The 12,613-nt window shown below is 53.9% G+C and carries 11 protein-coding genes; 6 read left to right on the top strand and 5 right to left on the bottom strand.

The features are described 5' to 3' along the window. Positions 1-178: 178 nt before the first annotated feature. Positions 179-1,318: a DNA polymerase III subunit beta gene (dnaN, locus tag JMJ16_RS40285; protein WP_201369878.1), complete on the top strand. Its 1,140-nt coding sequence runs from the start codon at positions 179-181 to the stop codon at positions 1,316-1,318. 130 nt (positions 1,319-1,448) lie between these two features. Continuing rightward, complete coding sequence (gene recF / locus JMJ16_RS40280) at positions 1,449-2,654, top strand: DNA replication/repair protein RecF (RefSeq protein ID WP_201390665.1); 1,206 nt, start codon at positions 1,449-1,451, stop codon at positions 2,652-2,654. A gap of 82 nt (positions 2,655-2,736) precedes the next feature. On the opposite strand, the gene JMJ16_RS40275 is transcribed toward recF, so the two are convergent. The 4 genes from JMJ16_RS40275 to JMJ16_RS40260 all read right to left on the bottom strand — a co-directional run bounded on the left by JMJ16_RS40275 (position 2,737) and on the right by JMJ16_RS40260 (position 7,256). Beyond that, positions 2,737-4,338, bottom strand: coding sequence for a DUF4129 domain-containing protein (locus JMJ16_RS40275; RefSeq protein WP_201390663.1), 1,602 nt, complete (start codon positions 4,336-4,338; stop codon positions 2,737-2,739). A gap of 263 nt (positions 4,339-4,601) precedes the next feature. Then, entirely contained in the window at positions 4,602-5,822 is a 1,221-nt protein-coding gene (locus JMJ16_RS40270) for a glycosyltransferase family 9 protein (RefSeq protein WP_201390661.1), read from the bottom strand. Positions 5,823-5,949: 127 nt separating this feature from the next. Then, positions 5,950-6,567 carry a superoxide dismutase gene (locus JMJ16_RS40265; protein WP_201369883.1) on the bottom strand — a complete coding sequence of 206 codons (618 nt, stop codon included), beginning with the start codon at positions 6,565-6,567 and terminating at the stop codon, positions 5,950-5,952. A gap of 173 nt (positions 6,568-6,740) precedes the next feature. After that, positions 6,741-7,256 carry a GNAT family N-acetyltransferase gene (locus tag JMJ16_RS40260; protein ID WP_201390659.1) on the bottom strand — a complete coding sequence of 172 codons (516 nt, stop codon included), beginning with the start codon at positions 7,254-7,256 and terminating at the stop codon, positions 6,741-6,743. Between the two features lie 277 nt (positions 7,257-7,533). Between JMJ16_RS40260 and JMJ16_RS40255 the strand changes: the two genes are divergently transcribed. Next, a complete protein-coding gene (locus JMJ16_RS40255; protein WP_201382312.1) occupies positions 7,534-7,938 on the top strand; it encodes a response regulator in 405 nt (134 codons plus the stop codon). A gap of 51 nt (positions 7,939-7,989) precedes the next feature. Here the strand turns inward: JMJ16_RS40255 and JMJ16_RS40250 are convergent, their stop codons facing one another. Next, positions 7,990-8,376 (bottom strand): helix-turn-helix transcriptional regulator, encoded by a 387-nt coding sequence (locus JMJ16_RS40250; RefSeq protein ID WP_201390657.1) that lies wholly within the window; start codon positions 8,374-8,376, stop codon positions 7,990-7,992. 227 nt (positions 8,377-8,603) lie between these two features. On the opposite strand from JMJ16_RS40250, the gene JMJ16_RS40245 reads away from it, so the two are divergent. From JMJ16_RS40245 to JMJ16_RS40235, 3 genes are all read left to right on the top strand, one after another. Further along, positions 8,604-9,917 carry an acyltransferase gene (locus tag JMJ16_RS40245; RefSeq protein ID WP_201390655.1) on the top strand — a complete coding sequence of 438 codons (1,314 nt, stop codon included), beginning with the start codon at positions 8,604-8,606 and terminating at the stop codon, positions 9,915-9,917. Positions 9,918-10,152: 235 nt separating this feature from the next. Beyond that, a complete protein-coding gene (locus tag JMJ16_RS40240) occupies positions 10,153-10,857 on the top strand; it encodes a hypothetical protein (RefSeq protein WP_201390653.1) in 705 nt (234 codons plus the stop codon). Positions 10,858-10,875: 18 nt separating this feature from the next. Continuing rightward, entirely contained in the window at positions 10,876-12,612 is a 1,737-nt protein-coding gene (locus tag JMJ16_RS40235) for an ATP-binding protein (protein ID WP_201390651.1), read from the top strand. The last annotated feature ends 1 nt before the right edge of the window (position 12,613 follow it).

The raw sequence follows: 12,613 nt of genomic DNA, 5'->3' as shown, positions 1-12,613 counted from the left end.
AAGCCTAATAACCGTTTCTTCCCCCTTGAATAAGAATAGGGGAAAGAGCATATACGCACATTACAGCAGCCTGGAGGAGGGGAACTACAAGCTATGACGCCTTGTCCTCACCGGTGGAATAGGCTATACTAAGCTGGAAATTCTATGCGTTCTGGTTGTGTCTGGAGGAAATTTGTCTGTGAAGATTACATGTAAGCAGCAAGACTTGAGTCGTGGCCTCTCTACGGTCAGCCACGCCGTCTCAAGCCGTAGCACACTCCCCATCCTTGCTAATATTTTACTTACTACCGATCATGGTCGCCTGAAGCTCTCGGCCACCAACCTGGAGATCGGTATCAATTGCTGGATCGATGCCGAGGTGCAGGAAGAAGGTTCCACGACCGTTCCCGCCAAGACCATCTCCGATCTCGTCAGCAGCCTGCGCCCAAGCCAGGTCGAGCTCTCAGTCGCGGATGAGTCCCATACGATGAGTATCAAGGGTCAGGGCAGTAATGCGACCATCAAGGGTATGGACCCCTCTGAGTTTCCGCTCATCCCAAGCGCCGAGGGAAGCGAGACCCCTATCGCGCTTGATGCTCGCCAGCTCAAAGAAATGATCGAGTACGTGGCCTTTGCCGCCGCCGACGACGATGCCCGTCCCGTGCTCACTGGCGTCCATGTGGAGACGACCAATGAGAAGCTGACCTTTGCCGCCGCCGATGCCTTCCGCCTCGCGGTTATGTCCGCCCCCATGCCCGGTGGCGACCTGCTCGCGGATACCATTCTGATTCCCGCGCGCACTCTGACCGAGCTGGCACGCATCCTGCCCAATGAGGGAAGCGTGCAGATGATCGTAACCCCCAACCGCAGCCAGGTGCTCTTCCACACCGATAATGTCGACCTGGTCTCGCGCTTGATCGAGGGTACCTTCCCCAACTTCCGGGGCATCATTCCGAAAGAACATACGACCCGCGCCGTCGTCGAGACCAAGGAGTTCTCCGCCGCCGTCAAGACTGTCACCCCCTTTGCACGCGATAGCTCGAATATCGCACGCATTAAAGTGAATAGCGGCTCAGAGGACGGTAATGAGACGGGCACGCTCACTATTGAAGCGACCGCCGAAGATATTGGTAGCAACGTCAGCACCATCAACGCCGCCGTCGATGGACCCGAACAAGAGATCATTTTCAACGTTAAATATCTCTCGGATGTCCTGGGCGTCGTTGGTACCCCCGAGGTCGCGCTCGAAATTACGTCAGCGGCTCGCCCGGGCGTCGTCAAACCGGTTGGTCCCGCCGACTACACCTATATCATCATGCCAATGAGCACCAATCACTAAACCTGCTCGTAGCAGCTCTCCCAATGAGCGCGATACGAATGTGTGAGGGGCCTGGATGATCTTCCATGCCCCTCAGCTATGCAGGCAAACTTGCTGTTCATCGGCTAAGCATAACTTCATGGACAGGTGCATGTATCTCACTCACCTCACGCTTGAATACTTTCGCAACTATAAGCATCTAGACTTAACTCTAGGGCCAGGGCTTTTCTTCTTCTGTGGAGAGAACGCCCAGGGGAAGACGAATCTACTCGAAGCGGTTAGTATGCTCGCTACCGCGACATCCTTTCACGCCTCCAGTGATCGTGAGGTAGTCAATTGGCAGGCTCCTGATCATGTCGCACATCTGCAAGGACGCGTCTCTCGTCATGAGGATGACGCTCAGATTGAGATCAGCGTCTTTGATCCTACTCCTCCAACCTTTTCCCAGGATGACACATCTCAGCAAATCTCACGCGGCCTTGATCTCCCCGCCAATACGCCGCGCAAACGCTATAAGCTCAATGGCGTTCCCCGGCGCACGATAGATATTATTGGGCAGATGAAGGTGGTGCTCTTCGCACCTGTTGATCTACACCTGGTTGATGGCTCGCCCGAGGAGCGCCGCCGCTTCTTTGATCGCGCCCTCTGCCAGGTCAGCCCCCACTACTGCCAGGCGCTTGTCCGCTACCGCAAGGTGGTCACCCAGCGCTCGGCCCTGCTCAAACGCATTCGCGATCATCAAGAGGATCCACGCCTCATTGACTACCTGGATGACCAGCTTACTCAGCTCGCCAACCAGATTATGCATGAACGCCACCACATGCTCGCCAGCATTAACCAGCTGGCCAATCCCTTACAACAAGCCATCAGTGGAGGACGCGAACGGCTGGAGATTATCTATCGCCCCTCTTTCAGCGTTGATGAGTCGTTATCTCTGCCCGAGGCCCAAAAACACTACCAGCAACAACTACAAGCCATACGCCGCAAGGAGACGATGCAAGGCGTCTGCCTCCTCGGACCCCACCGCGATGACCTCGAGTTCCTGGTTAATGGCGTCAATATGCTCTCTTATGGCTCGCGTGGGCAACAGCGTACTGCGGCCCTCTCCACCAAGCTGGCGGAGCTAGCCTTTATGCGCAGCAATACAGGCGATGAGCCTGTGCTGCTGCTCGATGATGTCTTTAGCGAGCTGGATGCGGTACGCCGCCAGTATCTCCTCCAGGAGGTGCTGAGCCACCAGCAGGTGCTGCTTACCGCGACCGACCTTGAGAGCTTCCCGCCCGAGATCGCGCAAAAGGCCCACATCTACCACGTCCAGCATGGCAATATCACCCTCCCCACCGGCCCTCTGACATAACTTAAGAACATAGTGACCAAAAGCAGTGTAGCGTGGCGCGGAACCTGGCCAGGTTCCGCGCCACGCTACACTGCTTTTATTTTTACCCCTCTGACACGGTGTTGGCTTTCTGGCGGAAGACCTGCCACTCTTGCTGCACCTGGCCAAGCATCTGCTCATCGGGGACATAGCCGCCGTAGCGCGTGAGCAGGTAGGCATCGGTCACTACCTGTAGCTCCTGCTCGCCGTCTGCCAGCCGGGTCGAGAGCCGCCGCCCAAACTCAACCGGGGTCTCCTCCTGATGACGCCGCACACCACGCTGGTCCGCCCATTGCAGAAGCGCGCGATAAATCTCGCGAATGGTACGCACAGCGGGTTCGCCCTGGATCTCTTCCCTGGCCTGAACCACCCCGGTCGCAGGCTCCTCCTTGCGTGGAAAGAAGCGCCGCCAGAGCTGGCGCAAGAATAAGAGCGCCTGGCGCACAAAGAGCTCCCAGGACCAGATACTCTCGCGCTCATCACGCAAAGCCTTACGCCTTCTTGTGACCATTCCTCGGCGCTGACTGATCCTGCGCCAGATAAACCACACCAGTACCACTAGCAGAACGACAATCGCCAGGATGAGGAATGCATCCAGAGTAAAGACATAGGGCGAAATACTGGGAGAGGGTTGTGCATGACGCGCTGCTGGAGGCTGCTGGGGAGTTTTGTGCTGGTTCAATGTCGGCGCCCCGGTCTGGAGATGCAGCGCGTTCAATAACCAGAACAACGGCGAGACCAGAACAACAGCGATGGTTGCTAAGATGTTTGCGATCACATCAAAGATCGCGCTCAGGGGACCCTGGACCTCAGCCAGAAATGCCGTGCTGACAAATCCAACCAGGATCAGGCCAAGAAACATCATCACCAGGCAGATCAGGCCCACCACGCTAAAAATTGAGCGCTCCTGACCCGCAATACTTCCTTGCAGCCCACGCGTATGGCTCAGGCGTAAGAACGAGGCCTGCGCCAGTGAATGCGCGATGAGCGCAAATGAGAGGAAGAGCACAATCATCAGGAACAGGAGAGGAACACCCGCCGTGCCACCTGAAGAGCTAGAAAGTAAGAGCGCCAGCACAATCACGCCCAGGCCGATCTGCAATGATTTCATCACATCACCCGGCTCAACACGTCGGCTGGTGATCACCACGCCGCGCCAGATGAGAAACGCGCTTATGGCCAGCACAAAAATTGTATGGAACCCTCCTGGCTTGAGTAACAGAATATCATTGAGGGCCATCAGAACCCAATTCACAGCGTAGAGGGGGAAAGTCCCCGCGTATCCACTTCCCCAGATCACCAGCAGAGCCAGAACTACCATGCTGCCCACGCGCACAGGCGTATTCTCAAACAATGAGGCTTCAGATTTCTCCTCGCCAGCCTGAACGCTCTGCGCCTGGGCAAACCAGACACCCACCGCCAGAGGCACATACAGCCCCCAGAGCGGCAACAACGGTATATGTCCGCCTATACCTAACACCGCAACCACCAGAACTATAGCATATATCCAGCAAGCCTCCATCGCGGCAAAGACGAACGGCACAAACCGCTCGCCCAAGCTCAGCTCTTCAATGTCTTCGTTCTCCTCTTCCGGGCGCTCAAGTTCTCGTTCGCGTGTCCTCCGCGTTTGACTGGCGCCGTGAGAGGGTTCTGGAACAGATTTCATGGGCTGCGACCCTTCCTCATAATTTGGCTGATGCACCTATTACGCTCTCGGGGTGCGAGATCTCACAGATACATCTGCTAACAATGCCTGCTAGCCACTCCTTCAGCTACACCTTTATAATATATATCTTCGCGTTACATGACTAAACGGCTACAAGTCTTGCATTTTATGCAGCAGTTATCCACATTTTTTGTGGACAAGCTGAACTAAAATGTGGATATCTTGCCTTTTCTCACTTACCAGAGCCTCGTATCCATACGCAACTATTGTAGCGCCGCCTGAACCAGCTTCTCGGGCGGAATGCTATCAATAATCGTTGTTCTATCCCAGAGGATAGCCGCTTCTACCTGTTGATAACTAAAGGGATTAGGCTCCAGGGTCACACCCCGGTGCCAGGGACTGGAGGCCCAGATAGCCATGGAATAGATTGTACCCGGCAGATAAGGCGTGATTGTAGGAATCTGGAGCGCGCCCGCGATATGTCCCGGCCCCGTGTCGTTAGAGAAGACCATGTGCGCATGCCGGGTAAGCAGCGCCAGGTCGCGCAGCATCTCCGTGGCATAGACCAGCACATTCGCGTTGTTGTTTGTACCACGAAATGTACCAAAGTCTTCCTGCATATCCTCCACACGCAGCCCTTCGGGATGAAGTTCATCGGGGCCACAGAGAATGAGAAACTCTATCTTCTGCCCAGGAGAGCGCCGGGCCACTTCCCGAGAGAAGCGCTCCAGAGCCTCATCCCAACGACAGTAACACTTGGCAATCACCACAGACTGAAAGAAACACACGACACGTAGCGCCTCATCTTGAAGGTGAAGCTTGCGCGCCAGGCGAATATAGCGCTCATCATCGGCAGCACCCAGGCGGATACGAGGCTGCACCTGCTCTCCCGGCAACGTTCCACGCGGTAGCTGCAAGAGGTCCTCGATAAAATCGGCGTAGCGCCGCTCAACCCCATGCCCCGCATAGCTACGTACACCCACGCGAAAAAGCCTGGCAAGCGTGGCAATTCTGCGCGTAGCCCCATGTTCTTCAACCTCCTGCACCATTAACTCAGGCATGCCATCGTGACCGCCATGCAGATCAATGCCCAGGACCGCCACGCCCCTGGCACGCTCCAACCTGCGCGTAAATAGATCCTCGCCGGACATGACCTCAGAGAAGGTAATCGAGGGCCAGTATGCCTGCTGGTAGAGCTGTTCCTTAAAGAGGGTCGATACACCTTCATCTATGATGACCTCAACCGCGGTGCTAGCCTTCCCCAGGTACTGCAACGCATGGAAGATCCCCTCTAGTAGCGCGGTCGCCACAACGCTCTCGCCCAGGCGACCCGCCTTCCCCCCCAGGCGCACCACGACGACATCGGCCTCGCGCACAAGCTCGTTTACATGCCGGAGCAGCCCCTGCTCCTCGGCCCTCACCTCACGTTCTTGTTGTCCTCCCCACTCATGCAAAAAAGCCAGATCGTACGCCTGCTCCATCATTTGCCCCCTGAAAAAATGCTTTGTTCTACTTTTGTAATGGTATCTATAATAACATCTTTACCCAGGGTCACACAAAAAAGAAGCTCATGTTTGCATGAGCTTCTTTTTTGTGTGACCCTGGGTAAACTTATTTTGCCCCACGGGCCTGCGCATAGCGCTTATTGACCTCGTTCCAGTTCACCACATTCCACCAGGCATTGAGGTACTCGGGGCGGCGATTCTGGTACTTCAGATAATAGGCGTGCTCCCAGACGTCGTTGCCCATCACCGGGAAGAGGCCCTCCATAAGCGGGCTATCCTGGTTAGCGGTCGAGATGACCTCCAGGTTCCCATTACGGTCGATCACCAGCCACGCCCAGCCAGAGCCAAAACGCTTGGCGCCCGCATCATTAAAGGCGTTCTTAAAGTTATCAAAGGAACCAAACTTGGCGTTGATCGCGTTCGCGATCTCACCTGTCGGCTGACCACCAGCGTTGGGTCCCATGATTTGCCAGAACATCGTATGGTTGCTATGGCCACCGCCATTGTTACGCACAGCTGTACGAGCACTTTCGGGCACCTCGTTAATGCGGCGCAGCACCTCGTCAACGGGGAGATTGGCGAACTCGTGGCCTTGCAAGGCGTTGTTCAAATTAGTGACGTAGGTCGCGTGATGTTTGTCGTGGTGCAGTTGCATAGTCTGCGTATCAATATAGGGTTCAAGCGCTTTATAGTCGTAGGGAAGTGGTGGAAGCTCAAATGCCATAAGACTCTCCTTCACACAGGGAAATATTTTTAGGACGAGTAAGCACAGACATAAGTATCTGATCACTTCCAGTATACTGAGTCGGGCATAACGCTATAGCGGCCATATCCATCAATCATCCCTGTTTCTTCCCCTGCTCTTCGAGCACGTTCACCATCCTCCCATCGTCTCACTCACAAAGGTTGCTCATCCCGGTGCATCTCCACAAAATCGCGCCTGCCATAGCGGTTCTCCTGCGTGAAGGTGCGCACGCGTTGAAAGCCAACACGCTCATAGACACGCAGAGCACGCTCGTTCCAGGCCAGCACATACAGCCATACCTGCCGTGGCGCATATTGCTCGCGTATAAACGCCAGCGCCGCTTCGACAAAGGACTGCCCCAGTCCTCTCCCCGTCAGGTCGGGTCGCAATCCCAGGCCAAGGGCACTCGCCTGGCGTGTGGCATCGAAAAAGATCCCTGGCTCGCCTGCATCCCAGACCAGGGCCGAGGTGCCAATATTGAAAAAGCCAACCAGTTCTCCCACGTCATTGCATACCCCGAAGTATGGGCTACGTAGATCTAACATCTCTGCCTGGAGTTCTTCTAGTGACCCATCGCTCAGGCTGTAAATCGTGTACGGCTCTTCATAGCGCCAGGTTCGCAATTCTTGCACATCCTCGCGCGTCAATGGACGTATATCAAAATTCATTCATGGTCCTCCTACTCGGCTCACAAGCTCGCCTTGGTAAGGAATGTCTGGTGGTGGGCTGGGCTGGCTCCGCCAGCCCAGCCCACCACCAGACATTCCTTACCCGTGAGCGCCGCAGGCGCAAAAGCGAGTGCCTGTCGAACCTCGATATCACATACCTATCTCTGTTCTTGAAGGATAAAACGTGGTATAGTCAAGGACGAATTCATATTTCGTCTGTGACCGAAATTGCAGAGTCAAAAACGTATACGACAAGAAAGATTAGTTGGAGCAACCTATGGCTCAGCAAAAGGATTTAGAGCACTACTTATCAGGAGACCATAGTAGCCTTCAAGCCATTCTTATTGTTGAGGACGATGTAAACATCGGCGAGGTCCTCGTCCAGGCCATTTCTCAGGAGACATCATACTTTGCCGTCTTTGTGCAGAATGGCTTTGAGGCACTCAAAACAGTAGAAGGTATCAAGCCCAGCCTCTTCATCCTGGACTATCACTTACCACGTATGAATGGCATTGAACTCTATGATCGCCTGCATGCGATGCCAGCACTCGTTACCGTTCCCGCCATTATGATGAGTGCGCGTCTGCCACAAAAGGAGCTTGCCAATCGCCAAATTCTGGGTATGAATAAACCCATCGATCTGGATGAATTTCTTCAGGCGATTGAACAACTCCTGGAATAACTGCCTATGAGCATGCCGTACTTAAGTAGCGGCAGAACAAAAGGTTGTCTATCAGGATTGTGGACCTGCGTTCCGATAATCGGTATCGAGGGCTTCTAACAAATCACGAAAGGCCTGCACAAGTTTATGGTTACATAAACTATAGTAGACTGTGTTTCCCTGGCGGCGCGAGGTCAGCAGGCCCCTTTGTGCTAGCTGGCGCAGGTGCTCCGAGGTGGTCGCGGCCGATAAGCCTATGGCCCTGGCGATATCTCCTGAGCGCATTTCCAGAATAGGTGTTTCCTCCTCTATAGAAGAAATGGCCAACAGCTCCACAATGGCACGCCGCCTGGTATCACAGACTGCATCTAAAAATCGATCGATGTACTGCTCTATCTCCGCCTCTCGTACAGGTAATTTATTGTGATTGGCACTTACAGAGGTTTGCTCGCTTGCCATAACGTGTCCTCTCCAGCTTATGATTTCGCCCAGTCAAATGGAGAAACTTACCTGAACAGTTGTCACATTATATGATGTTTCTCCTCATCAACGCAAACGCCTTTTTTGAATATATCCTGTATTTCTCTGGTACTTTTCGTACGCATAATCCTGATCGCGCGACTGCCAGTAGGCTGCCTCGTTGTATCACTATGTATACCTATAACTCTATAATCAGGAGTAAAGTATTGGTTTCCTTACAGCTTCATGCAACCCACGATGGCACAAAACCTATAAAAGACGCCTCGCAGAGCAGCACCAAGAAAAGCAATATTAATGCTCTTGACGGTGTGCGCGCTATTGCCTGCATCAGCGTTATTGCCTATCATGTAAATTATGGGACCTTCAAAACGTTTAATCTACAGCTACGTTCGACGACTACTGGCCAGTTTATTTACGACATCCTTATGTCTGGCTGGTCTGGAGTAACGCTCTTCTTCGTGCTCTCTGGATTTTTGCTCTTCATGCCTTACGTCAAGAGCCTGCTCTTCGAGGATCAGTGGCCTTCAGCACGGTCTTTTTATTGGCGGCGCATCCTTCGTATTGTACCAGGCTACTATATCGCGCTTATTGCGCTGCTTTTGATTCGCTATCCGCAATATCTGCAGCTGGATCATTTAAAAACGCTTACTTTATTTTTTACCTTCTTGATGGATGCTCCAGCAACGTTTCAACAAATCAATGGCCCCTTCTGGACGCTTGCGGTCGAGTGGCAATACTATATGCTGCTACCTATTATTGCGCTGATTTTTAGCTTGCCGGTCAGGCTCGGCAAGTCCCCGCGTCAACGCTTCGCCCTGGTTATCGGCTGTCTTCTAGCAATGGTTCTCTGGGGCCTGGGTACACGCTACTCTGGACGCTACTACACGTTACATCCAGATCAGACATTTCTTGTAGCTCGTCCGGTGCTCAATAAAATTCTGCTCGTAACGTATGGAGCCACCGGGAAATATTTCGAAGATTTTGCCATTGGTATGCTCGTCTGCGCTACCTATATCTTTACGCGCAAGGCTGCCAGTGATAGCAAACTTAGCACCATTCTTAACCGTTGCAGTATCCCCCTGTTTATCCTGGGTCTCCTCCCTCCGCTTTTCGTTTCGACATGGGTAGTTCTCACACCACAACTTTCACTAAATCAGTACATTGGAGCGCATAATTGGCTGAACGAGTTTGGATACGCGTTTGGTTTTGGTTTGTGCCTGACGGCTATCCTCTTTGGCCCAGCTCTCTTAAAGCGACTATTCGAGTGGTATCCCTTACGCTGGATGGGTATGATATCGTACAGTGCCTACATCTGGCACCTCCCTATCCTGGCCATCTTCGAAATTTTCGTTTACCCTTCGCTTGCCCACCGTCTCTCTCTCATCTACTTTTCCTACTGGGGCTGGATAATATTCCTATGCATCCCATTCTCGTATCTGTACTATCGCTTTATTGAGTATCCCGGTATTAAGCTGGCCAATAAAAGTCGGCAGAAACAAGCAGTTCAACCAGTATCGTGAGATGATCTACCCAGGGAGAATCACGCGGTCTGATACAACTATTCCCATTCCCTTATCCTGGCTTAGAAAGCCCTTTCAGGCGGCATATAGCACAAGTTCTAAATGCCTGTATCGCATGAGGAGAGTTTGTGTTATAATGCCGCCAAACCATTTGTTCTAAAAGCTTCATCCTGAATCACAGAGAGACATTCACAAGCGTTTCTATTGCAACCGGGAAGTATTTCGAGGTTCTAAGATGATTATCGGGAAGATCGTGAAATCTGACTCCCATATTAACTATGTCTGCCAGGTATATGGCCCGCGCGAAGTCGAAGTCGAGCCCGGACCAGCTGACTACGCCTTTGGCCGCTTTGTGCGTGTCGCCGTCCGCTCCGGACAGGGCGATGAACCGGACCCGCTTGACGTAGCGTTGGGGCGCAACCTGGAGCCGACCACATACGCGGTCGGCGTGATCTACGACACGATTCTCCTCAATCCCGCCTTTGGCTCGCTCGGCCCCCGCCTTTCCAACGAGACTCAGGTTGAGCTCTTCTCACCTGACTATATCTCTGAAAAAGCGGTACTTATCTATATTATGATTCTGGGTATGATGGAGCAGCAGCGCGATGAGCTGGGCGAGAATCATGTGCTCTCCACGATGCACGGTGTCCCCCTGCTCTCGCTGGAACTGGGAAGCGAGATCGAGACCATGAACGATGAGGAGGTGCGCGCCTTCCACTTCTTCAGTGATCCCAACGATCCCGGCAATCCCAACGGGTCCCAGGCTTATCTCCACATGGGCTACCTTCCGCATATTATTTCGCAGCGCAATAGCCTCCTACCTATGGTCACACTGCGCATCATTGACCAGTTAGAGCGCCTCTTCCCGCAAAACCTGGCGCTGCTCTCTATCGTTAAGCGTAACTTTGCCTGGCGACTCAAGGTTGAAACCACAGGATAACGGAGGTTCCTTTCTACCATGCTCGATGCCTTTTCAAGCGCGACCGCGCTCTCGCCCATCCGTAAACCTGTCGGTATCACCAAGGGGCCTGGTGAGAGCAATCACGAATATACCTTTGTCTCGCGTGACGATGAGCAGGTGCTCAAAAACGGCGAATACGTCTATTACGAGCTGTTTGAGCCAGAAATGCTGGGAGCCGATGGCAGTTCCCGCCTGCGTACACAGCGCGTCCTGGGCCGCATCATCAAACGCGTCCCGCTCCAGCTCTATCCCGACACCTTTCTAGGCGAGCCAGAAATTCCGCCCGCTCAGGTGGCGGCCATGGTAGGCTACAATACGCGTACCAACGAGCTGTTTGAGCTGCATGTGGCCATCATGGGTTACTATGATTCCCTAACCGGCTCGTTTATCAATCCCTGGATTCCCCCACAGTCAGGGAAACAGATCTACCTGGCCGACGACGAGATGCTCGCCGATATCCTGAGCCGCAAGAAAGATAAACAGTTTGGCTCAGCGACGATCGGCTCGCTATTGACCCGTGCGCCTGGTACGGTTCCCATCGTGCTCTCGGTCAAAGACGTGGTCAGCACTCACCTGGCGATCATTGCCAGCACGGGCGCGGGCAAGAGCTATCTCGCCAGTGTGGTCATCGAAGAGCTGATGCAGCCCCACAATAAAGCCTGCGTGCTGATTATCGATCCTCACGGCGAATATAGCACCCTCGACGAGATCGCCAACGTCGCCCATTTTAGCGAGCCAGGCGATGGACGCCATCAAGGCTATCGCCCCGGCGTGCGCGTCTACAAGCCTGAGCAGGTCAAGGTCCGTATCTCGACGCTGACCATGGGTGATATGCGCGCTCTACTCCCCGAGATGACGGAAAAGCAGCAGTATCTCCTGAGCCGCGCGATGCGCAAAGTACGCGAGCGCAAGGGCGATACCCCCTGGGGTGTGGCCGATTTAAAGCAAGCCATCAAGAATGTCTCCAAGCAGAAGACCGATGATGATAGCGAGGGAGCCGACGATTCAAGCACGGTCCACGCACTTAATTGGCGTATTGAGCAGCAATTTGAGCATAGTTTTACCTTCGATGATACTCAGCACCTGGATCTGCGTGAGATCTTCAAGCCGGGACAGTGTACCGTCCTTCAGCTCAACGAGATCGATGAGCGCGATCAGCAGGTCATCGTCGCGACGCTGCTGCGCCGCCTGAATAAGGCGCGTATGGATACCGAGCGCGGCAAGGTCCATTCAGGCGAGTTCCACCTCCCTTACCCGGTCTTCGTTCTGTTGGAAGAGGCCCATCACTTCGCGCCAGGTGGCGCGGAGGTCGTTTCAACCTCGATTCTTAAGCAGGTGCTGGCCGAAGGACGTAAGTTTGGTATCGGCGTGGGCCTGATCAGCCAGCGTCCGGGCAAGCTAGATGCTGATGTGTTGAGCCAGTGTCAGACCCAGTGCATCATGCGTATTGTCAACGAGATCGACCAGAAAAGCGTTGGCGCCGCCATCGAGGGCGTTGGGCGCGACCTGCTGGACAATCTGCCCGCGCTCTCTAAGGGCCAGGTTATCGTCGCGGGCGCGGCGGTCAACACTCCCGTCATCTGTCGCGTGCGTACACGCCATACCCCCCACGGTGGCGAGAGTAAAGATGCACCCGATCTCTGGCAGAAGTACTTTAGCCCGGAAAACCAGGAGCAGCGTCGACGCGATGAGGCGCCCCTCAATGGCAACCGTGGCTTCAATATGATGAGGTAGG

Source organism: Ktedonobacter sp. SOSP1-52 (assembly GCF_016587395.1).
Note: the sequence above shows the minus strand (reverse complement) of the source record. Positions and strands in the feature narration are given on the sequence as shown.